At 63.2% G+C, this 21,919-nt stretch carries 21 protein-coding genes; 11 read left to right on the forward strand and 10 right to left on the reverse strand.

The features are described from left to right. Window positions 1-79 precede the first annotated feature (79 nt). Both AC0L2A_RS16575 and AC0L2A_RS16580 read left to right on the forward strand, forming a co-directional pair. Window positions 80-547, forward strand: a complete 468-nt coding sequence (locus AC0L2A_RS16575; protein ID WP_473609680.1) for a hypothetical protein — start codon at window positions 80-82, stop codon at window positions 545-547. Further along, entirely contained in the window at window positions 490-1,290 is an 801-nt protein-coding gene (locus AC0L2A_RS16580; protein WP_473609682.1) for a hypothetical protein, read from the forward strand. The genes AC0L2A_RS16575 and AC0L2A_RS16580 overlap by 58 nt, the downstream gene beginning before the upstream one ends. A 106-nt stretch (window positions 1,291-1,396) precedes the next feature. Here AC0L2A_RS16580 and AC0L2A_RS16585 read toward each other — a convergent pair whose 3' ends face one another. From AC0L2A_RS16585 to AC0L2A_RS16600, 4 genes are all read right to left on the reverse strand, one after another. Next, on the reverse strand, window positions 1,397-2,059 hold the full coding sequence (locus AC0L2A_RS16585) for an aminotransferase class IV family protein (protein ID WP_473609683.1): 663 nt from the start codon (window positions 2,057-2,059) through the stop codon (window positions 1,397-1,399). Then, window positions 2,008-3,153: an aminodeoxychorismate synthase component I gene (locus AC0L2A_RS16590; RefSeq protein ID WP_473531580.1), complete on the reverse strand. Its 1,146-nt coding sequence runs from the start codon at window positions 3,151-3,153 to the stop codon at window positions 2,008-2,010. Before AC0L2A_RS16590 ends, AC0L2A_RS16585 begins: the two co-directional genes overlap by 52 nt. Before the next feature lie 172 nt (window positions 3,154-3,325). Beyond that, window positions 3,326-4,132, reverse strand: a complete 807-nt coding sequence (locus tag AC0L2A_RS16595) for a proton-conducting membrane transporter (protein ID WP_473609685.1) — start codon at window positions 4,130-4,132, stop codon at window positions 3,326-3,328. A gap of 352 nt (window positions 4,133-4,484) precedes the next feature. After that, window positions 4,485-6,323 (reverse strand): M3 family oligoendopeptidase, encoded by a 1,839-nt coding sequence (locus tag AC0L2A_RS16600; RefSeq protein WP_473609686.1) that lies wholly within the window; start codon window positions 6,321-6,323, stop codon window positions 4,485-4,487. Window positions 6,324-6,514: 191 nt separating this feature from the next. Between AC0L2A_RS16600 and AC0L2A_RS16605 the strand changes: the two genes are divergently transcribed. Together AC0L2A_RS16605 and mepK are read left to right on the forward strand one after the other, a co-directional pair. Beyond that, window positions 6,515-8,044, forward strand: coding sequence for a sigma-54-dependent transcriptional regulator (locus tag AC0L2A_RS16605; RefSeq protein ID WP_473609687.1), 1,530 nt, complete (start codon window positions 6,515-6,517; stop codon window positions 8,042-8,044). Window positions 8,045-8,420: 376 nt separating this feature from the next. Then, window positions 8,421-10,307: a peptidoglycan L,D-endopeptidase MepK gene (gene mepK / locus AC0L2A_RS16610; RefSeq protein WP_473609689.1), complete on the forward strand. Its 1,887-nt coding sequence runs from the start codon at window positions 8,421-8,423 to the stop codon at window positions 10,305-10,307. Window positions 10,308-10,438: 131 nt separating this feature from the next. Here the strand turns inward: mepK and AC0L2A_RS16615 are convergent, their stop codons facing one another. After that, window positions 10,439-11,077 carry a 2-dehydro-3-deoxy-phosphogluconate aldolase gene (locus AC0L2A_RS16615; protein WP_473491086.1) on the reverse strand — a complete coding sequence of 213 codons (639 nt, stop codon included), beginning with the start codon at window positions 11,075-11,077 and terminating at the stop codon, window positions 10,439-10,441. 193 nt (window positions 11,078-11,270) lie between these two features. Here AC0L2A_RS16615 and trhO point away from each other — a divergent pair, with 193 nt between their 5' ends. The 3 genes from trhO (at window position 11,271) to AC0L2A_RS16630 (ending at window position 14,228) form a co-directional block, all read left to right on the forward strand. After that, window positions 11,271-12,194 (forward strand): oxygen-dependent tRNA uridine(34) hydroxylase TrhO, encoded by a 924-nt coding sequence (gene trhO / locus AC0L2A_RS16620; RefSeq protein WP_473609690.1) that lies wholly within the window; start codon window positions 11,271-11,273, stop codon window positions 12,192-12,194. Window positions 12,195-12,441: 247 nt separating this feature from the next. Further along, window positions 12,442-13,194, forward strand: coding sequence for a tellurite resistance TerB family protein (locus AC0L2A_RS16625; RefSeq protein WP_473508137.1), 753 nt, complete (start codon window positions 12,442-12,444; stop codon window positions 13,192-13,194). 278 nt (window positions 13,195-13,472) lie between these two features. After that, window positions 13,473-14,228, forward strand: a complete 756-nt coding sequence (locus AC0L2A_RS16630) for an SDR family oxidoreductase (protein WP_473609691.1) — start codon at window positions 13,473-13,475, stop codon at window positions 14,226-14,228. 192 nt (window positions 14,229-14,420) lie between these two features. On the opposite strand, the gene AC0L2A_RS16635 is transcribed toward AC0L2A_RS16630, so the two are convergent. Continuing rightward, a complete protein-coding gene (locus AC0L2A_RS16635) occupies window positions 14,421-14,801 on the reverse strand; it encodes a YciI family protein (protein WP_091594853.1) in 381 nt (126 codons plus the stop codon). A gap of 34 nt (window positions 14,802-14,835) precedes the next feature. Next, window positions 14,836-16,020 (reverse strand): pyridoxal phosphate-dependent aminotransferase, encoded by a 1,185-nt coding sequence (locus AC0L2A_RS16640; RefSeq protein ID WP_287074593.1) that lies wholly within the window; start codon window positions 16,018-16,020, stop codon window positions 14,836-14,838. 83 nt (window positions 16,021-16,103) lie between these two features. Between AC0L2A_RS16640 and AC0L2A_RS16645 the strand changes: the two genes are divergently transcribed. The 4 genes from AC0L2A_RS16645 to denD all read left to right on the forward strand — a co-directional run bounded on the left by AC0L2A_RS16645 (window position 16,104) and on the right by denD (window position 19,126). After that, the gene (locus AC0L2A_RS16645; RefSeq protein ID WP_473609692.1) at window positions 16,104-16,790 is read left to right on the forward strand and encodes a GNAT family N-acetyltransferase; all 687 of its coding nucleotides are present in this window, start codon (window positions 16,104-16,106) and stop codon (window positions 16,788-16,790) included. 128 nt (window positions 16,791-16,918) lie between these two features. Continuing rightward, the gene (locus AC0L2A_RS16650; RefSeq protein WP_473609694.1) at window positions 16,919-17,884 is read left to right on the forward strand and encodes a cation diffusion facilitator family transporter; all 966 of its coding nucleotides are present in this window, start codon (window positions 16,919-16,921) and stop codon (window positions 17,882-17,884) included. A 62-nt stretch (window positions 17,885-17,946) separates the two neighbouring features. Beyond that, window positions 17,947-18,153, forward strand: a complete 207-nt coding sequence (locus tag AC0L2A_RS16655; protein ID WP_027153224.1) for a hypothetical protein — start codon at window positions 17,947-17,949, stop codon at window positions 18,151-18,153. Between the two features lies 1 nt (window position 18,154). After that, entirely contained in the window at window positions 18,155-19,126 is a 972-nt protein-coding gene (gene denD / locus AC0L2A_RS16660; protein WP_473609695.1) for a D-erythronate dehydrogenase, read from the forward strand. Here the strand turns inward: denD and AC0L2A_RS16665 are convergent. The 3 genes from AC0L2A_RS16665 to AC0L2A_RS16675 all read right to left on the reverse strand — a co-directional run bounded on the left by AC0L2A_RS16665 (window position 19,083) and on the right by AC0L2A_RS16675 (window position 21,918). Then, on the reverse strand, window positions 19,083-20,261 hold the full coding sequence (locus AC0L2A_RS16665; RefSeq protein WP_473609696.1) for a nickel/cobalt transporter: 1,179 nt from the start codon (window positions 20,259-20,261) through the stop codon (window positions 19,083-19,085). The genes denD and AC0L2A_RS16665 overlap by 44 nt on opposite strands. Before the next feature lie 4 nt (window positions 20,262-20,265). Continuing rightward, a complete protein-coding gene (locus tag AC0L2A_RS16670) occupies window positions 20,266-20,934 on the reverse strand; it encodes a DUF1007 family protein (protein WP_023798037.1) in 669 nt (222 codons plus the stop codon). 84 nt (window positions 20,935-21,018) lie between these two features. Continuing rightward, window positions 21,019-21,918, reverse strand: a complete 900-nt coding sequence (locus tag AC0L2A_RS16675; RefSeq protein WP_473508144.1) for a LysR family transcriptional regulator — start codon at window positions 21,916-21,918, stop codon at window positions 21,019-21,021. Between the last annotated feature and the right edge of the window lies 1 nt (window position 21,919).

Below are 21,919 nucleotides of genomic sequence, written 5' to 3' on the forward strand. Positions count from 1 at the left end.
GCCCTGTGATGGAAAGGCGGAGCAATCCGCCTCTTCGTCGATCACAACGAGTTATGTAATAACATTCAAGGAGGATACCGTGAAGACAAATTGGGCGTCAGCCACGGCCATCGCGCTGCTTGTGTCCCTATCAACAAGTGCTGCCCATGCCGAGGAGGTGACCGCATGGCGCCTCTTCATCTCGGATCACGCGGACCCGAAGGTGACCGTAATCGATGCGATCGATGGCGAAAAGCTCGACACGTTCGAGATCAAAGGGCCGGCGTCGCTCCATCGCAGCGAAAGCGGCAGGACCGTGTTTGCCGTGCAGGGCTCGGCCGGCGTCGTTGCCGGGATCGCGAGCGGCATTTCCTTCGAGGACCACGGCGAGCACGGCGACATCGACGTCGAAGCGCCAAAGCTTGCCGGCGTCGAGATCACGGGCAAGAAGCCGTCGCATTTCGTCGAGCATGACGGAGACTTCGCCGTTTTTTCGACGGCGAGGGTGTCGTGCGCATCATCTCCGAGAAGTCGGTCCTGGAAGGCAAGCCGGATTTCAGGGAAGTGAAGACCGACGCGCCGCAGCATGGCGTCGCAGTCGCCTATGGCTCCCATGTCCTGCTGTCGGAGCCGAACCGGGAGAAGCCGGACGAACTCCCGGTCGGCATCAGGGTCGCTGACAAAGCCGGCGCGCCGATCGACCGCATCCACGCCTGCCCGGACCTCCACGGCGAGGCGTCTTCCGGCAACGTCCTGGCTTTCGCCTGTGCGACCGGCCTGCTTGTCGTCAGCCATGGCGACGGCAGCCCGGCGATCCGTCATCTGCCCTATGCCGAAAACCTGCCGGATGGCAAAACGACGACGCTGATCGGCGGCAGAGGCCTGCAATATTTCCTCGGCAACTACGGCGACGACAAGGTGGTGCTGATCGATCCGACGATCGAGAGCGACGCATTCCGGCTGATCAGCCTTCCGACCCGCCGCGTGCATTTCGCGGTCGACCCCGTTCGTCCGAAGTTCGCCTATGTCTTCACCGAGGACGGGCAGCTTCACCGGCTCGACGTGGTGAAGGGAGAGATCGCAAACTCGCTCAAGCTGACCGACCCCTATTCGATGGACGGTCACTGGAGCGATCCGAGGCCGCGTGTCGCGGTCGCCGGCGACAAGATCGTGGTCACTGACCCACTGCAAGGCGTGCTGCATGTCGTTGACGCGACGTCGTTCGAGAAAACCGGCGACATTGCCGTCGAAGGCAAGCCCTTCAACATCGTTTCCGTCGGCGGCTCCGGTCAGACCCACGAAGGCGAATAGTCGCTCCTCCCAAGCGGCTGCCGCGCGTCCGGCCCATTCCGTCTCGGGCCGGACGCATCTTCTCCAACTCGCAGGGGAACCATGCCGGTGCCTTTTCGGTTGAATTTCAGCCAAGCCGTGCCGGGATCAGTCCGCGCAGTGAATTGCCGACGAACAGCGCTTTGGCCGACTTCAGATCATCCAGGCTGTAGATTGCTTCGCGGGCGCGGCCTTCATCCAGCAATTCGCCGCGCAGGACGCCAGGCAGCAGGCCGCAATCGAGCCGCGGCGTTGCCAGCACGCCATCGCCGAAATCGGCAAACAGATTGGTGATCGTGCCCTCGCAGATTTCGCCACGCTCGTTGGCCAGCAGAACCTCGTCGGCCCGGCTGATCAAAAATTCGGCGCGCGCCCGCTGATAGATGTCCCGGCGGCTCGTCTTGTGGCGCAGCAGCGTGTCGCTTGATTGAAGCCGCACCCGCGCCAGTTGCAGCCTCCAGATCTTGTCGGCTGCGTGCGGCTCATAAGGCAGCGCCGAGACCGTCACCTTGCCGCTGCGCGACAGGACCAGGCGTGTGCGCAAGGCTATGTCCGGCCGGTCGACGGCGTTCTTGAGCATCTCGCCGACCTTCTGCGGATCGCAGGCAAAACCCAGTTCTGCCGCCGAGCCATAAAGGCGTGCCAAATGGCGGTCGAAACGGAGGAAGCCCTGGCCCGGCTGCCAGCGCATGGTTTCGATCAGCTCGAAATCGGGGGTGTTCCCGTCGCGTAGCGCGCTTTCAGCAGGCACTCCTGATACTCCTCCTCGGCCGTCGAATCGAAGACGACGCCGCCGCCGACATTGTAGACGGCCTCGCCGCCGGAAAAGAGCGATATGGTGCGGATCGCCACCGAAAAGCGCATCGTGCCGCCGGGCGCGATCCAGCCGATGGCGCCGCAATAGACGTCGCGAGGCGTGGCTTCCAGATCGTGCAGGATTTCCATGGCGCGGATTTTCGGGGCGCCGGTGATCGATCCGCATGGAAACAGCGCAGCGAATATCCGACGGATGCTGAGGTCGGGCAACAGCTTGGCCCGCACGCGGCTCACCATCTGGTGGACGGTCGGGTAGCTCTCGATGCGGAAAAGCTCCGGCACCTCCAGCGTGCCGACTTCGCTGATCAGCGAAATGTCGTTGCGCAGGAGATCGACGATCATCCGGTTCTCAGCCTGGTTCTTCTCGTCATTGAGCAAGAACGTCTTCAGCCGCTTGTCCTCCGCCTTGGTCGCGCCGCGCGGGGCGGTGCCCTTCATCGGATGCGTCTCGATCATGCCTGCGGCGTCGATCTCGAAGAACAGTTCCGGCGAACGCGACAAGACGACCGGATCGCCGAGCGCGATCAGCGCGCCGTATTTCACCGGCTGGCGCTCCGTTAGCGCATCGAAGGCGGCCAGCGGATCGCCCGACCACTGTGCATGAACCGGAAAGGTCAGATTGCCCTGATAGCAATCACCCTTGCGAATGTGATTGTGGAGCCGCGCAAAGCGTTTTGCGTAGTCTTCCGAAGTCCAGGCGGCCCTGGCGTTGAAGATCGGGCCGTTGGTCGACGGCGCGTTGCCGGGCACGACCGGCTGTTCGACAGGCGCGTCGAAGATCCCCAGGCAGACAAGCGGGGCGCGGCGTCCGCCCGGCAGCAGCGGAACGAGCTTCGGCTCGAGCAGGTAGCCGGCCTCGTAGGAGAAATAGCCGGCCAGCCATTTGCCGGCGTCATGCGCGGCCTGCGCAATGTCCAGCGCCGGCAGGAAATCCTCTGCCTCATGCGCCACGATGATGTCGGCCGGCTGGTCGAAGACGAGCTGATGTGCGCGCTCGTCATTTCGAAAAATTGCAGAGGGCAGGGGCATGGGACTCGGATGCTGCGATCGATGACGCCAGCTATCGCTCTATATGGCGGCTCGATCGCGCGCAATCGAGAGACCGGCGTCTCAAGACGCAAACGCAGCTTGATGCAAAAGCAAACCGGCGGCACCTCGCGGGCGTCGCCGGTCCCTTATGTGCTCGATGCCGGCAGGCAATTCAGGTGTTGCTCCCGGTCCCCGCGGTCGGGAAGCGGCGCGCGAATTCCTCCTCATCGCCGGCGGCAAGCAGTTTCGCCTGCTCGATCCAGCGCTCACGCTCGATGCGGCCGTCGAAGTTCAACGTCTCCTCGATCCGCTTGACGTCGGCGGCCGTCCAGGCGGCGATTTGCGCATAGGTCGTCACTCCGAGCCCGTGGAGCAATCGCTCGTTGGCCGGACCGATGCCGATCAGGCGGCGCAGATTGCTGGCTTTGCCCACCGCCGCCTTTGTTGTCGCGGCTTTCTTTGCCGCTGGCGCAGCGCTCTTTGGTGCAGCACTGGTTTTCGATGCGGGAGGTTTTGGCGCACTTGCCTGCGACGGACTCGCTTTCGATGCACTGGCCTTCGGCGCGGCTGCCGCCTTCCCGGCCGCCGGTTTCTTGGACGTGGTCTTTGCTGGCCCGGACGTTGCCGGCCCGGTCTTGGCCGGCGTCGCCTTAGCGGGCGTCGTCTTGGCGGGCGTCGTGTTGGCCGGCGCGGATGTCGCCATCAACGCCGGCGGCGCCGGGATTGCTGCCTTTGTCGCACCGGTCTTGGTGCCTTGCGCCTCGCCCAACTGGCGCTCCAGGTCGGCGCGGGCGCCGCGGCATACTTCCAGCTCACGGGTCAGGCGGTCGGAGTCGGCGCGCAGCCTGTCGCGCTCGCTGCGGGTGCGGTCCATGTCACCGCGCAGGCTGTCGAGATCGCCACGCGGGCGTCCCCAGATGAACCAGCCAGCCAACACACCTACCAGGAACGCCAGGAGCATGTAGAAAAAAGTGCCCATTGTCTCTCTCCAGTCCGATCCATCTGCCGTGGCCTGGGACCTTGGCACAAGGACCATTCAATGGTGGCTCCGCTGCTCGTGGAACAGCCGGCTTAAATCGCGCTGTCGGCGACCGGTTTTCCTGCCATGGCCAACGGCGCTGTCGCAATCGTCGAAGCGCCGTGACCGGCCGAAGATTTGGCCGCGCCGACTGAGCTTGAGGCGGGACGCTATCATACAGCTTCCGGAAAGCTAACGGAAAAATTCCACGGAGAGTTATTTAAGAACAGGTATTTAGCGCAAGAATAGAACGGCCCTCAATATGCACTGCGGCTAAACTGTTCTGTCGAACCCGGCTGTTCAGCGCTGTGCGTCAATTGTCCAAAGCTTCGAGCTCGTCGATCAGCCCGCCGATCACGCCAAGTCCGATCTGCCAGAAAGCAGGATCGGTGGCATCAAGACCGAAGGGAGCCAGGAGCTCGGAATGATGCTTGGTGCCGCCGGCGCGCAGCATGGCAAAATATTTGTCCTGAAAGCCACGCTCTGCATTCTGATAGACCGCATAGAGCGAATTCACCAGGCAGTCGCCGAACGCATAGGCGTAGACGTAGAAAGGCGAATGGATGAAGTGTGGAATATAGCTCCAGAAGACCTCGTAACCCTCGCGCAGCTTGATCGCCGGCCCGAGGCTTTCCGCCTGCACCTCCAGCCAGAACTGGCCGAGCCTGTCCGATGTCAACTCGCCGTTTTTGCGCTCGGCATGCACCTTGCGCTCGAACTCGTAGAAAGCGATCTGGCGCACGACCGTGTTGATCATGTCCTCGACCTTCTGGGCAAGCATGGCCTTGCGCTCGCGCTTGTCGGTGGTCTGGTCCAGCAGCGAGCGGAACGTCAGCATCTCGCCGAAGACGGACGCCGTCTCGGCCAGTGTCAGCGGCGTCGAGGCCATCAGCGCGCCCTGGCTTGCGGCGAGCACCTGATGCACGCCGTGGCCAAGCTCATGCGCCAGCGTCATCACGTCGCGCGGCTTGCCCATGTAGTTGAGCAGGACATAGGGATGCGCCGACGGCACGGTCGGATGCGCGAAGGCGCCCGGCGACTTGCCAGGCCTTACCGGCGCGTCGATCCAGTTGCGGTCGAAGAAAACCCGGGCAATCTCGGCCATGTCAGGTGAAAAGCGCTGATAGGCGGAAAGCACCGTGTTCTTCGCCTCGTCCCAGCCGATGATCGCTTGCGGGGTCTCCGGCAACGGCGCGTTGCGGTCCCAGTGGTTCATCACTTCCATGCCGAGCCAGCGCGCCTTCATCGCGTAGTAGCGGTGTGACAGGCGCGGGTAAGCGTCACGAACGGCTGAGGCCAGCGCATCCACCACGCTGCGCTCGACGCGGTTGGCGAGATGACGCGAATCGGCAATGTCGGCGAAGCCGCGCCAGCGGTCGGAAATCTCCTTGTCCTTGGCCAGCGTGTTGGTGATCAGCGTGAAAATGCGCAGATTCTTGCGGAAGGTTGCGGCCAGCGCTTCAGAAGCCCGGCGGCGCACCTCGCCATCGGCGTGCTGGAGGCGGTTCAGCGCCGGCTCCAGGGTCAGCTCTTCGCCATCGATGTCGAAGCGCAGGTCGGTCATCGTCTCGTCGAACAAGCGGTTCCAGGCGCCGCGTCCGGTAATCGACTTCTCGTGGAGAAGCTGCTCGACCCGGTCTTCGAGCTGGTAGGGTTTGTCCATGCGCAGATCAAGCACCCACGGCCGGTAGTGAGCGAAGGCGGGATCGGCAGCAAGCGCGGTTTCGATCGCGGCATCGTCGACAAGATTCAGTTCGAGCGCGAAAAACAGAAGATGCGCGCTGGCGTCGGTCATCTTCTCCTGAATGTCGCCATAGAGCTTGGCGCGCTGCGGATCCGCGGTGTTGCCGGCGTAGATCAGTCCGGCATAGGAGACGATCCGGCCAATCAGTTCCTCCAGCGCCTCATAGGCGGCAAGCGCCTCGCCCAGCCTGCCGCTGTCGGCACGCTCCGCCTCGGCGGCGAGCGTGCCTTTCCAGCGGCTCTCGAAGCTGATGGCATCGGCGATCGCCTTTGAAATGTCGCGTTTCAGCTCGGGAGCGCCCATGCCCGAATAGAGATCGGCGAGATCCCATTCCGGCAGATCACCGAGCTCCGCCGCGCCCTGACCGGACGCCGCCGCCGCAAGCTGCCGACTAAAAACCATGCTCATTGCCGACACTTTCCAGTTTGTCAAAGGGCCAAAGAATCAAGGGGATGAGAAAGCCGGTCAAATCCTAAGCAATTCGTTCACCGGGTTTTTTGAAATCTTATTTAGAACCCTGTGCCAGGATGATCCATAGGGTTCCCCATTGGGTGGGCACAGTGGGGTGGGCATATTGGGCGAGCATCGTTGAACCAGTCATGACAGGTTCCATACTCATAGTCGATGACGATCCCGTGCAGCGCAGGCTGCTCGAGGCGGCGGTGACGAAATTCGGCCACAGCGCGATCATCACGGATGGCGGCGAGGCCGGTCTCGATGCGCTCGACGGGCCCAAGGCGCGCGACGTGTCGGTGGTCATCCTCGACCTCGTCATGCCGGGCCTCGACGGCATCGGCGTGCTGAAGGCGATGCGTGAGCGCGGCATCCAGGTCCCGGTCATCGTACAAACCGCCCAGGGCGGCATCGAAACCGTCGTTTCGGCCATGCGTCACGGTGCTTTCGATTTCGTCGTCAAGCCGGCATCTCCCGACAGGCTGCAGGCATCGATCGGCAACGCGCTCAAAGTCGAGGCGGTCGAGGGGGAAGTGAAGCGCACGTCGCGGCGGCGCGGCGGCCATCTGACCTTCAAGGACATGATCACGCACAGCCCGGCAATGGACCGGGTGATCCGTCTCGGCCAGAAGGCGGCCGCGTCAAACATCCCGATCCTTATCGAGGGCGAATCCGGTGTCGGCAAGGAGTTGGTGGCGCGCGCCATCCAGGGCAGCGGCGATCGCCGCTCAAAACCGTTCGTCACCGTCAATTGCGGCGCCATCCCCGACAATCTGGTCGAATCGATCCTGTTCGGCCACGAGAAGGGCTCGTTCACCGGCGCCACCGAAAAACACACCGGCAAGTTCGTCGAGGCGCATTCGGGCACGCTCTTCCTCGACGAGATCGGCGACCTGCCGCTCGACGTGCAGGTCAAGCTGCTGCGCGCCGTGCAGGACGGTGAGGTCGATCCGGTCGGCGGGCGTTCGACCGTCAGGGTCGACATCAGGCTGATCTCGGCGACACACCGCAATCTTCTGCAGCAGGTCAAGGACGGCAAGTTCCGCGAGGATCTGTTCTACCGCCTGAACGTCTATCCGATCTTCGTGCCGCCGCTGCGCGATCGTCGCGACGACATTCCGTATTTGGTCGAGCATTTTCTGGAGAAGGTCGCGCCCAGCGGTCCACGTCATCGCCTGCACGGCATTTCGGCTGCGGCGCTCGCCATGCTGCAGGCCTATGACTGGCCGGGAAACATCCGCCAGCTGGAAAACGCCGTCTTCCGGGCCTCGGTGCTTTGTGAAGGCGATGTGCTGACCGAGGAGGAGTTTCCGCAGATCCGGGCGCAGGTCGAGGGCACCGTCAACCTCGATGCGCATGACTGGTTGCCCGCGTTGCCTTTGGTCACCGAGCCGCTGGGCGAGGGCGCCAATAATGGCATCGCTGTGACCGAGCTCGATCCGCCTGCCTGGCAGCAGCCCCGCTTCGGCACGCTGCGGGCGCTGGACGAACGCGGCAATGTGCGGGCGCTGGCCGATGTCGAACTCGAAATGATCAAGCTCGCCATCGACCATTATAGCGGCCAGATGAGCGAAGTTGCCCGCCGCCTCGGCATCGGCCGCTCGACGCTCTACAGGAAGCTCAAGGAATATGGCATCGATCCGGAAACGGGCCGTATCGACCGGCTTGCGTCCTGACAGGCAAGCCCGGACCAGCTTGCCAACCTGGCATCAGGACAATCGACAGTCGCGAATCGGGCGTGACGCGGTCGGGCGACGCGCTTGCCGGCAGTATTCACGCATTGAGGCGTCTGGTAACAGATCGTGTTCAGGCAAAGCCAGAAACATGATCTAAACCAGCAGTTTACCAAGAAACCCCGTGCAATATTTTTGACGGGATATCGCCACGGTGTTACCGCATTTCGGCTTCAATAAGCGATGATTAACCATTAGGATCGATATTCGGATGTGAACACCACCGCATCCGTTGGTCAAATCCGGGGACAAACGGCAGCCTGCAAGGCCTTTTGATTTGAACAAAGTCGAACGACACACAAACGGGCGGCACTATCACATGAGCGCCTGGCCGAGATGGCTGGCAGCGGTGATTCTCGCCTTTGGCTTCCTTGCAGCGGCTGCGACCGGCGCCAGCGCCCAGACACGTTCGCTGAAACTCTACAACCTGCACACCAAAGAGAAGGCGGAGATCGTCTTCAAGCGCGGCGGCCGTTACGATCAGGCGGGTCTGAAAAAGATCAACGTCATCCTGCGCGACTGGCGCCGCAACGAGCCGACCAAGATGGATCCGCGCCTGCTCGACCTGGTCTGGGAGGCTTACCGGCAGAGCGGCGCCCGCGACTATATCCAGGTCGTGTGCGGTTATCGCTCGTCGTCGACGAACTCGATGCTGCGCAGCCGCAGCAGGGGCGTTGCCAAGAAAAGCCAGCATACGCTCGGCAAGGCCATGGACTTCTACATTCCCGGCGTGCCGCTGAAGAAACTGCGCGACATCGGTCTGCGGATGCAGGGTGGCGGCGTCGGTTATTATCCGAGGTCCGGCTCGCCCTTTGTCCACATGGATGTCGGCAATGTGCGGCACTGGCCTGGCATCAGCCGCCAGGAACTGGCGCGCGTGTTCCCCAACGGCAAGACGCTGCATGTGCCGAGCGACGGCAAGCCGTTGCCCGGCTATTCACAGGCGCTCGCCTCGTACAAGGCGCGCAAGGGCGCCGGCGCTCCCGCCATCGAAATGGCCAGCGCAGGTGGCGGTGCCAAAAGATCCGGCGGTCTGCTGGCGGCTTTCTTCGGCGGCGGTGAAGACGAGGCCGATGACAGCGCCGATGTGGTGGCCGCGCCAACGCCGAAGTCAACCAATGTGAAGGCGGCGAGCGTGAAGCTGGCGAATGCCAAGCCGGCGCCGGCCGCCAGGAACAGCAAGCTTCCGGGCATTGCCATCGTGTCGCCTGAGGATGCGAAGCGCGCCGAGATACCGCAAATCGCCGATGCGCCTGCTCCGGAACCGGAGGAGGACACGCCGGAAACGATCATCGCGGCGCTGCCGGCGCGCAGCGTGCCGCTGCCCGATTTCGCCCCGCGGCCGAAGGCCGATGTCGCTCAGCCGCCCGAAAACGTTCCGTTCGACGTGGCGGATGCCACCGCCACCACCGAACAGGCGGTGACGACCGCGCAAGCGCCGGCGAACGCTCCCTTCGGCATGACCGAACCGTCCGTTGTCGCCGATGCGGCGCAGGTTGCCGCCAACAACATTCCGTTGCCGACCTGGCGCCCCAATCACTCGTTGCCGGCCGACCTTGCAGCGGCCGACCTTGCGCCGCAGGACAAGGCTGTGCTTCTGGCGCTGGCGGATACCGCCGGGCACGGCAAGACCGCTACCGATGTGTTCTCGGTGCTGCCGTCGGCTCGGCCCGATCTGGCCCAGCCCGAATTGGCCCAGCCTGACCAGGTCCAGTCTGCCGCAGTCCAGTCTGACGCGGTCAAAGCCGTCCTCGAACGGGTCAGCGCAACCGACGAATACCAGGTCGCTTCGCTCTCCCAGCCAAGCGCAGTCCTCGGTGAGCTGGCGAAGGGCAATGCCGCATCGCCGCGTGAGGCTGTCTTTGCCCGCCCGGCTGGCTCCGATCCGGCTGCGGCGATCGGCACGGGTGTGAAGACCACCCGCAAGGCAGCCAGGGCAACCGCCCGTGACCTGAAGCCTGGTCCCAAGTCCGTGGTAGTCGCCGCCGAGCCGACGGCGGCGCGCTGGGCGTTGAACAGCGGCGAGAATGTCGCCACCGTCTCCAGCGCGACGACGGCGCAGCGCTACGCCTACAATATCGTGCACACGCCCCCAACCGAAGTCTATACCGTGGGCTTCCAGGCGGACGATCAGTTGGCCGATGCCAACCGGTTCACCGGCAAAGCCGTCAAGTTCCTGTCGGTCGCCCGCTTCAGGACCGAGTAGCGGATCGACCAACCAATAAAAAAAGCCGCGCCGGTAACCCGCGCGGCTTTTTTTTATGCATGTCGTTATGCCAGAACCGCGGCATCCTTGTGCGCGGGCATGCATTGGTCTGCTTGGGGTGAGAGTTGTCTCTATCGCCCTAGCTTGCTCGCGGCGCGCGCCAGGGCTTCGATTTCGTCCCATTTGCCGGCCTTGACCAAATCGTCCGGCGCCACCCAGGAGCCGCCGACGCAGATGACGTTGGGCAAGCTCAGATAGTCGCTGGCGTTCTTGTCGGTGATGCCGCCGGTCGGGCAGAATTGGACATCGGCGAGCGGCGAGGCGAATGCCTTGAGCGAGGCGATGCCGCCCGACTGTTCTGCCGGGAAGAATTTCAGGAAGCGCAGGCCTGCCTCGCGGGCGGCCATGATCTCACCGGGCGTGATGGCGCCGGGCAGCAACGGAACATCGCTGTCCTTCGCCGCCGCCAGAAGCTCGCGGGTGATGCCGGGGCTGACGATGAACTTCGATCCGGCTGCCGCCGCCGCGTCGAACTGGCTGATGTCCAGAATGGTGCCGGCGCCGACGATGGCGTCCTCGACCTCGCTTGCCACGAGCCGGATCGCCTTGAGCGCATCAGCGGTCCGCAGCGTGATCTCGATCGCCGGCAGGCCGCCGCGCGCCAGCGCGCGCGCCAGCGGCACGGCATCGGCGAGATTGGCGATCTTCAGCACCGGGATAACCGGTTGGCCGTTGAGGAGCGACAGGAGCTTTTCGGTCTTGCTGGGCATTTGTCGTCTCTCCGGTATTGATCCGTTCAATCGGTTAGCAGAAGGCCGGTTTTCTGTCCACGAAGCGAGGCGTGTCGCGATGTCACGCGCTGCCGGCAAGTCCGTCAGACCGGCCGTCAAAGGCCACCAAAGGAGAAGCTGCTCCGCGCGCCGGCCTTGTATCGGCTTTCATGAGCGATTAGTGGCTTCGGCGATGACACTGCCCAATCAACCCCTGCGCGTTGCCGCGCTCTACAGGTTTGCCCGGCTCGACGACTTCGAGGCGTTGCGCGCGCCGCTCGCCGCCTTTTGCTGCGGACGCGGTATCAAGGGCACGCTGCTGCTGGCGCATGAGGGCATCAACGGCACGGTCGCCGGCAGCGAAGCTGACATAGCCGCGCTCATCGATCATCTCGAATCCATCGAAGGTCTCGCCGGTCTCGAGGTCAAGTACAGCAGCGCCGCGCAGATGCCGTTTCACCGCATGAAGGTGCGGCTGAAGCGCGAGATCGTCACCATGGGTGTTGGGGATCTCGATCCGGCGGCAAGCGCCGGCACCTATGTCGCACCGGCCGACTGGAACGCGCTGATATCGGATGTGGACACGATCGTCATCGACACGCGCAACGCCTACGAAGTATCGATCGGTACGTTCAAGGGAGCGGTCGACCCCGCGACAACGAGCTTTCGCGAATTCCCGGCCTGGGTCGAGCAGCATCGGGCCGAGCTCGTCGGCCGCAAGGTGGCCATGTTCTGCACCGGCGGCATACGCTGCGAGAAGGCAACGGCCTATGTGAAGTCGCTCGGCTTCGAGGATGTGTTCCATCTCAAGGGCGGTATCCTGAAATATCTCGAAGAGGTGCCTGCCGAGCAAAGCCTCTGGCAGGGCGAGTGCTTCGTCTTCGACGAACGCGTCTCGGTGTCGCACGGCTTGATGGAGGGTGAGGCCGAACTTTGCCGCGCCTGCCGGCATCCGCTGACCGGGCAGGACCTGCTGTCGTCGACATACGCCGCCGGTATCTCATGCCCGCATTGCTACGATGCCCGTTCCGACGAGGATCGCGCCCGCTACGCCGAGCGTCAACGCCAGGTCGAGCTGGCGCAAGCGCAAGGCAGGGCTCCGCACATCGGACGTTAAAGCGACGTGCGTCCGCTTGGACGCACAAAGTACGCTCTAACATTTTGAATCCATAAATCGTGCCTTCCGAAAATCGATTCCGATTTTCGGCCCAACGCGTTGGACAAGGCAGATCCTGACATCATCTCGTTTGTGCCATCACCGGCAAAGCGCCCATCCGTCATTGTAATGTCCATATGCGGGGCCTACCTGTTCAACGTCCGAAAACCTGCCCGGCGCTTTCGGCCGGCCAATTCTGGAGGCATTGATGTTCGATCCCAAGAAGCTCCTCAACGATCTGCTCGGCTCGCAAATTCCCGGAACCGGGTCGACCGTGCGCGACAAAGGGGGTCAGGCGGTGCAGATGGCCAAGGACAATCCGCTGGCCGCTGGCGCGCTGGCCGCGGTGCTGCTCGGAACCGGCGCTGGCCGTCAGGTCGCCGGCACTGCGGTGAAGCTCGGCGGCCTGGCCGTGGTCGGCGGCCTCGCCTACAAGGCCTACCAGAACTACAAGAACGGCAAGGCGCCGGCTGAAACGCAAGTTGCCGGTGAACCGGAATTGCTGCCGCCGCCCGCCGACACCAGCTTTCATCCCTCGCAGGCCCCGCAAGGCGAGGACGAATTCACGCTGACGCTGGTGCGCGCGATGATTTCGGCGGCGAAGGCCGACGGCCATATCGACGACGACGAACGGCAAAAGATCGCCGGCAAGCTCAGCCTCGCGGGCATCGACGCCGACGCGGAGAAATTCCTGTTGTCGGAACTGGAAAGGCCGCTCGACCTGGATACGCTGGTCGCCGGCGCCCAAACCGACGCCCAGAAGCTCGAGCTCTACACCGCCTCGCGCCTCGCCATCGATCCGAATACACGTGCCGAACGCGGCTATCTCGATCTGCTCGCCGGCCGCCTCAGCTTGCCCGATGCACTGCTCGACCATGTCGAGGCGACGGTGTCGGCGGCAAAAGTGCCGGCGCCAGAGGTGCCGGGATCGGGCAAGGCAACCGTCAATTCGCGCTGGTAGGCTTCAGGGCCGCGGAGAGCGGCAATCCGGCGTGCTTTCGCGTTAATCTCTCGTTTACCCAGGAAGCGCATGATTTTAAGCAGTCGGATCGGCTTTCCTCCTCCCAGCCGGTTCAGATCAGGGCGGCCGCCAATGGCCGCCCTTTTCGTCAGAGCCGGTTAGCGCATGAGCCGAAATCGGAATCGATTTTTGCAGGCGATCATGCGCAAATTCAAAATTGCTCAAAATCATGGTGCTATAGCGTCCTCGCGGGCATGCGGCGCTATAGGAGGACAGTTATGACAGACTACAAAACGGCCATCGTCACTGGCGCCGGCACGGGCATCGGCAAAGCCGTCGCAACGGCGCTGCTCAGGGCCGGCTGGAATACGGTGCTCTGCGGACGCCGCAAGCCGGTGCTGAACAAGGCAATCGCTGAGGCCGGATCGACACAAGCCAAGGCGCTGGCGGTCGCCTGCGACATCAGCAAGGCCGACCAGGTCGACGATCTGTTCGAGACGGTGGCGGCGGCTTTCGGTCGTGTCGACCTGCTCTTCAACAATGCCGGCACGGGCTACAAGTCGACATTGATCGACGAGATCCCCGTCGAGGTGTGGAACGAAATTGTCGGGGTCAATCTCACCGGCTCGTTCCTGTGCGCCCGCGCCGCCTTCGGCGCCATGCGCAGGCAACAGCCGATGGGCGGCCGCATCATCAACAACGGCTCGGTGTCTGCCTACGCACCGCGTCCGGGTTCAGTGCCCTACACCGCGACCAAGCACGCCATTACCGGGCTGACCAAGACGCTGGCCCTGGACGGCCGGCCTTATGACATCGCCTGCGGCCAGATCGACATCGGCAACGCCTTGACCGACATGGCGCAGGCGATGACGGTCGGAGTACCGCAAGCCAATGGCTCCATCGCCGCCGAAGCGGTGATGGATGTCCAGCAGGTCGCCAATGCCGTCCTCCATATGGCCAGCCTGCCGCTCGACGCCAACGTGCTGTTCATGACCGTGATGGCGACGAAGATGCCGTATGTCGGGCGAGGGTGAGCGGCCGGTTCGCGTCAGCGAATTCATCGTGCCACTGGCACGATGAAAGGCCGGCGAACGCCGGGAGGACCCGGGCGGACGGCGTTCAATTTTGGCTAATGCATGTCGCGCAAAAGGGCGCAGCGGTTTTGCGATAACGACATGCATAAAACAAGAACTAAAGCGCGTCGCATCCTTCAAACGCGATGCGCTTTAGGACTGCGTCACCGAAAGCGGCACGCCTGGAAGATATAGCGAAATAGGGCGGATTTCGTAGACGGCGGTCGGATTGACACGGCGAAAGTCGCGCGCAATCGCGATCGCGGCGTCGCGCGTGGCGCAGTCGACGACGTATAGTCCCAACAATTGCTCCTTGGTCTCGGCGAAGGGTCCGTCAATGACAATTCCGGCGCCCGGCCCGCGCAAGGTGCACGCGTCTTGGGTCGCCCCGAGCCGCGCGGCCGGGCCGAGGCTGCCATCCCGGTAAAGCCGTTCGTGGATATTGAGCAGGTCGGCCATCAGCGCCGCGTCCTCCTCCGGCGTCAGCGCCGTGACCACTTCTTCCACGTGATAGGCAAGGATGGCATAGAACATCTGACATCTCCTTTCGTCGGTCGCGTACCCGCCCTCACTTGCCCAGAAACGCCTTGATCCGTTCCAGCGCGCGCAGGATGTTCTCTTCGGAATTGGCGTAGGACAGCCTGATATAGCCTTCACCGAGAACGCCGAAATCAGGTCCGCCGATCAGCGCCACGCCGGCATCCTCAAGCAAAGCCGAGGCGAGCTTCTTGGCCTTCCAGCCGGTTTTTGAGACATTGGGGAAGGCATAGAACGCGCCTTTCGGCGTGATGCAGGAAACGCCCGGCAAAGCGTTCAGCCCTTCGACCACGACATTCCTGCGGCGGTCGAAGGCGCGCATCATCTTGTCGACGTCGTCCTGCGGACCGTCGATGGCCGCGATGCCGGCATACTGGCTCGGCGCATTGACGCAGGACCAGCAATTGACCGCCAGCTTGCGCACCTTGTCGTAGAGGTGGGCGCCCTTGTCGCCGTTCGGCCAGATCGACCAGCCCATGCGCCAGCCGGTCATCGCCCAGGTCTTCGACCAGCCGTTGAGCACGATCAGTCGGTCGCGGATTTCGGGGAAATTGAGCAGCGAGAAGTGCGTCTCGCCGTCATAGGTCATCACGTCGTAGATCTCGTCGGAGAGGATGGCGACGTCCGGGTGCGCTTCCAGCCCCTTGACCAGCTTCTCGATCTCGGCGCGCGGGGTGACCCCGCCGGTCGGGTTGGCCGGCGAGTTGAGGATGAGCAGCCTGGTCTTCGGCGTGATGAGCGCCAGCGTCTCCTGCGCCGAGAAGGCAAAGCCGTTCTCCTCGCGCATCGGCACCGGTATCGGAGCAGCACCGGTGAACTCGATCATCGAGCGATAGATGGGAAAGCCGGGATCGGGATAGAGGATCTCGGCGCCCGGTTCGCCGAACATCAGGATAGCGGCGAACATGGTCGGCTTGCCGCCGGGCAGGATCATCACCGCCTCGGGCGACACCTCCACACCGGTTGTGGTCAGCGTGCGGCGCACCACCGCCTCGCGTGTCGCCAGCAGGCCGTTGGCCGGCGTATAGCCGTGATGGCCGTCACGCAGCGCCTTGATCGCGGCCTCGACGATGTGCTGCGGCGTCTTGAAGTCGGGCTGGCCGATGCCGAGATTGACGATATCGCGGCCCTGATGGGCGAGCGCGGTGGCACGAGCCAGCACCGCAAAGGCGTTTTCCTCGCCGAGACGATCGAAGGCCGAAATCGTGTGGAGCATTTTTCCCGTCCCTGTGGTTCTTTCACCGAGCGAGCGTTTTTGTGAGCGTCCTTTCGCAAAAGTCAAACGGATTGGAGCTTTGGGTGTCGGAAAATCTCAAGAATTGGCAACCGCGCCCGCGGCCGGAGCGCAAGGTGCTGGAGGGGCGCACTGTCAGGCTTGAGCCGCTGAGTTCCGAAAATCATGGCGACGGCCTGTTTGACGCGTCGTCGGTGCCTGATGTCGACGGCCGCTTCGCTTGGCTGCCCGATTATCCGCCGCAGACCCGCGCCGCCTTCCAGCCGTGGCTGGACAAGGCCGAAGCCAGCGAGGACCCACTGTTCTTCACCGTCATCGACAAGGCCAGCGGCAAGGTCGCCGGACGCCAGACGCTGATGCGCATCGACCCTGCCTATGGCGTCATCGAGATCGGCAACATCTATTGGGGTCCGCTGATCTCGCGCAAGCCGGCGGCGACGGAAGCGCAATTCCTGTTCATGAAATACATCTTCGACGAGCTTGGCTATCGCCGCTACGAATGGAAATGCAACAACCGCAACGAGCCGTCGAAGCGCGCGGCGGAGCGTTTCGGCTTCAAGTTCGAGGGCATTTTCCGCCAGCATCTTGTGGTCAAGGGCGAAAACCGCGATACCGCGTGGTACTCGATCATCGACAAGGAGTGGCCGGCACTGCGCAGAGCCTATGAGGCATGGCTCGATCCGGGCAATTTCGATGGCGACGGCCGGCAGAAGCGACGGCTCGAGAATTTCCGCGCCGAGTTCGGCGCCTGACCATGATCCGGGACCACGATCCCGAAAAGTGAAGGCCGAGTTTTCGGGCAAAGATCATGGTCAAACAAGAACACAGAGCCTCCCTCCCGATTCTGCTGGGATGGATCAGCTCTGACAGGAGTTCGCAGATGGCGCATGGTTCGCAAGGGGATGGTCACAGCCACGGCGCCGGTCATGTGCACGGCTCGACCGACAAGAAACGCGTGCTGATCGCCGCCTGCCTGACCGCCGGCTTCATGATCGTAGAGGCGCTTGGCGGTCTCTTGACGGGATCGCTGGCGCTTCTGGCGGATGCCGGCCACATGCTCGCCGACTGTATCGCGCTCGGGCTTGCCTGGTATGCTTTTCATCTGGCCGGCCGGCCGGCCACGGTTCGCCTCACCTACGGTTTCGGCCGGGTCAAGACGCTGGTCGCCTATACCAACGGCATCGCCATCTTCGCCATTGCGCTGTGGATCATCTATGAGGCCTGGGAACGCATGCTGACGCCTGCGCCCGTGCTCGGCGGGCCGATGCTGGTCGTCGCGATCGCCGGTCTGCTGGTCAATATCGGCTGCTTCTTCGTGCTGCATGGCGGCGACCGCGACAGCCTGAACATGCGCGGTGCCATCCTGCACGTGCTCGGCGATCTGCTTGGCTCGGCGGCGGCGATCATCGCTGCGCTGATCATCCTGGCGACCGGCTGGACGCCTATCGATCCGATCCTGTCCGTCCTTGTCTCGCTGCTGATCCTGTCCACCGCCTGGTCGTTGATGCGCGAAGCAGCCCATGTCCTGCTCGAAGGCGTGCCGGCGAGCCTCGATCGCGACCTGATCGCCAGGGACATAGAAGGGACGGTGAACGGCGTGCGCGAGGTGCATCACATGCATGTCTGGTCGCTTGACGGGTCAAGCAACATGGCGACCTTGCATGCTTGCCTCAACGATGGCGTCGATGCCCACCAAGCGGTCAGCGCCATCAAGAAGCGGCTTGCCGCGCATGGCATTGCCCACGCCACCGTAGAACCGGAATTCGGCCATTGCGCCGATGATAAGCATGATGGCGAGCACGACCATGTGCATGATGCGGCTCCGCATCATCGCCACTATCACTGATCCCAGGAGTTCCATGGCATGGTAACGAAGTTGACGAATCCCCGCCGTGTCCGGGCCGCGTGATGGATCGTGACACGCGCAATGCGGCGATCGGCGCACTCTGGGTGCTGCTGCTGTTCGGCATCGCCGCCTACTATTTGCCAACCGTGATGCTGGCGGTCGGCCGCGTGTCGACCATTCTTGCCGCTATTATTGCCGCTGTCTTCATGGTGGCCATTTTCGTCGTGTTTTGGCTGCGTGGCCGCAGCCAGCGCAAAAAGGATCATTGATATGCGTGTTTTGATTACCGGCGCGGCAGGCATGGTCGGCCGCAAGCTCATCGCCCGGCTGGCGAAGGACGGAACGCTCAGCGGCCGGAAGGTCGCCGCGCTCGACCTTCACGACATCGTGCCGCCGCAGGCGCCGACACTGGATGGCGTCGACGTCACCATCCATACAGGCGATCTCGCCGCGGCGAGCGCGATGGAACGGCTGGTCGCGTCGCGCCCAGACGTGATCTTTCATCTCGCCGGCGTCGTGTCGGGCGAGGCGGAGGCCAATTTCGACCTCGGCTATCGCGTCAATCTCGACGGCACAAGGGCGCTGTTCGATGCCATAAGACTGGCGGGGTTTGCGCCGCGCGTCGTCTTCACGTCGTCGATCGCCGTGTTCGGCGCACCGTTTCCGGACATTATATCAGATGAATTCCACCCGACGCCATTGACCTCCTACGGCACGCAGAAGCTGATGGGAGAAGCGCTGCTCGCCGATTATACGCGGCGCGGCTTCTTCGATGGCATCGGCATCAGGCTGCCGACCATCTGCGTCAGGCCGGGCAAGCCCAACAAGGCGGCTTCGGGCTTTTTCTCCGGCATCATCCGCGAGCCGTTGAACGGCCAGGAGGCGATATTGCCGGTGCCGCGCTCTGTCGTGCACACCCACGCCAGCCCGCGCTCGGCGGTGAATTTTTTGATCCACGCAGCAGGGATCGACGGCAGCGCCGTCGGGCCGCGCCGCAATCTGACGATGCCCGGTGTCGCCGTCACGGTCGGTGAGCAGATCGAGGCCCTGGAACGCATTGCCGGCGCCAAGGCGGTGAAACTGATCCGCGAGGAGCCCGACGATACGATCTGGGCGATCGTCAAGGGCTGGCCGACACGGTTCGAGGCGCGGCGGTCGAGGGAGCTTGGCTTTGCCGCCGAAACCAGCTTCGACGACATCATCCGCGCCCATATCGAGGACGAGTTGGACGGGAAGATCTAACTTGCGTTGATGTTCGGGTCTTTCCAGTACTACGCCAATTGTCGACCTCGGCGCCGCCGATCTCGACGATTGAATGGATGCGGTTGCCCATGCGGCCGTCGCCAGCGAAATACACCGCCCAGTTCTTGGCCGTCACCGCCAGCGTCGCCAGGATCGAGACGGTGATCGCGGTGCCGAGTGCCATCGCCAGCACCGACAGGATGCCGCCGAACCACAGCCCGTTGAGCATGGCAAAGCTCAGCACGATCAGCGCGCCCGAGCAGGGGCGGATACCGACCGCAGCCACCGCCGACCAGGCGGTGCGCCAGTCGAAGCGGTCGCCGGAAAGCAGCGCCGGGTCGGGCGCGTGTGAATGTCCGCATGTCTCGCAGACTTCGCCCGCCGCATGGTGATGGTGCCCGCCATGGTCATCGTGTCCGCCATGGTCATGGTGATGGTCGTGTGCGCCATGATCCTGGTTATCGTGGCCGTCATGGCCATGTGCGTGAAGCGCATGCACCGAATGCGCATGTGCAGGATGGCCTGTTTGCGAATGGCCGGCATGGGCCGCCGAAAGGCTATAGGCAGGGTTCGCACCGAACAGGCGAAGGATGGCAGGGCCGGCCTTGCGCCACAAAAGCCAGGCGCCGAACAGGGTGACAAAGACAAAACTCGTGACTTCGAGGAACCATGCCGCGTCGGTCATCGATATGGTGGTGCCGCGCAGGACGAAGTAGGCGAGCATCATCACCAGGATCGCCGTCAGCGCCTGCAACAGGGCCGAGACGAAGGACAGCATGATGCCGCGCCTGAGCGCGACTTCGTTCGCGACCATGTAGGACGAGATCACCGCCTTACCGTGACCGGGGCCGGCGGCATGGAAAATACCGTAGGCGAAGGACAGGCCGATAAGCAGCCACAGTTTGCTGCCGTCCTCACGCATCGCCTTCATCGCACCGGCAAGCGCGCGGTAGAATTCCTGCTGACGCAGATTGATCCACATCAGGATCTGGGCAAACGGGCCGGTGGTGGGGGCCATCCCGTCATTGGTGCCGATGCCGAGCGAGCTCTGGGCGTGGGCTGAGCCGAGGACGTGCGTCATGACAAGGGCGGCGGCCAAAAGGCCGAAAGCCAAACGCAGGGACGGTTTCGTCACCGGATTATCCTTTTGGCTGACAGTTCAGTTCAAGCTTGGTCGCAAATATCTTGCTCATATCGGTGCCTGTCGGATCATTGAAGAAGGCGTCCGTCAGGTTCTTCTGGTTCGCGGCGATCGCCTCGTCGGGGTTCGGACGAACGACCTTGCTCGTGCATGTCGACGGCAAGTCGGCGACCTGCATATTGGCATCCTCGGTGAAATCGATCGCCGTGTAGAAGGTCGGGTCATAGACGCCGATATCGATCTTGCCGGCCAGCCTGGTTGGCGCCTTGGGTTCGGATTCGAACAGGATAATGAGCTGGTCGTTGTCGAAATTCGCCATCAGCTGCGGCGGCGGGCTCATCGCCTCATCCTTGCCGTCGACGGTGACGAGCTGGAAGTAATTGAACTCCGCCAGCGAAGCGTGGACGGTGTCGGCGACTTCCTTCAGCTCCTTGTCGTCAAGCTTCAGATCGGAATTCTTGTCGAACTCCATCATCACCGTGCTCGAAAACAAATCGTCGAAGCGCCAGACATGACGCAAGGCCTTCACGCTTTGGTGATCCGGGCTGAGGATCACTTCGAGGCGAGCCTCGGCGAAGACGTGGGGATGCACGTCGGCTGGCCCGACCGTGGCAAAAGTCGCCGCCATGGCCGAAGCCATCATGATTGCTTGCCGCTTCAGGTTCATTCTGGGTGGTGATTCCATCGACTTCGGTGACTGTCGAGAGTTACCAGAAAGCGGGCGAAAATGGGACCCCGGGCGGCCAAAAGCTCATGCATTGTCAATCGTCTTGAACCACTGCACCAGGAAATCGACAAAGACGCGAACTTTCGCAGGCAAATAGCGCCGGTGCGGATAGACGGCGAAAATGCCGCCACCCGGCAGGATGCGGTCATCCAGCACGGTCACCAGCCGGCCACTTTCGATATCGGGCGCTGCGATGAAATCCGGCAGGATGGAAAATCCCAATCCCGCCACGGCGGCCGCCCTTGCCGCCATCGGACTGTTGACCTCGATCGGACCGGAGACCGAAACGGTCACCGTGTCGCCGCTGTCGCCCTTGAACGGCCAGTTGGTCAGCCAGCGGCCATTGGTGTCGATGATGCAGGGCATGCGGCCAAGGTCCTGCGGCCGCGCCGGCATGCCGTGCCTGGCGATCAGCTCGGGCGATGCGCACAGCCGCACCGAGAACGGCGCCAGGCGCCTGGCGATCAGCGAGGAGCTTTCCAGCCGCGAAATGCGCACGGCGAGATCGAAGCCTTCCTCGACCAGATCGACGAAGCGGTCATCGAGATGAATGTCGAGCACGATGTCGGGATGCTGCTTGGCGAAGTCGATCAGCGATAGGCCGATCGGCGCGTCGGCAAAGGTGCGCGGCGCCGACAGCTTGATCCTGCCGCGCACGTCGCCGGAGGATTCGCGCACCGCATCGGCCAGGCTGTCGACCTCGCGGACGATCTCCGAGGCGCGGCGGTAATAGGTGTGGCCGGCCTCGGTCAGCGAGAACTGCCTGGTGGTGCGGTTGAGCAGCAGCGCGCCGAGCTCGTCCTCCAACTCGCGCACATATTTCGACAGCAGCGCCTTGGAGCGGCCGATCTTGCGCGCCGCTGCCGAAAATCCTTCGGCCTCGACGACGTCGATGAAGGCGCGCATGCGGGTCAGCGTATCCATG

The organism is Mesorhizobium sp. WSM4844 (assembly GCF_055811775.1).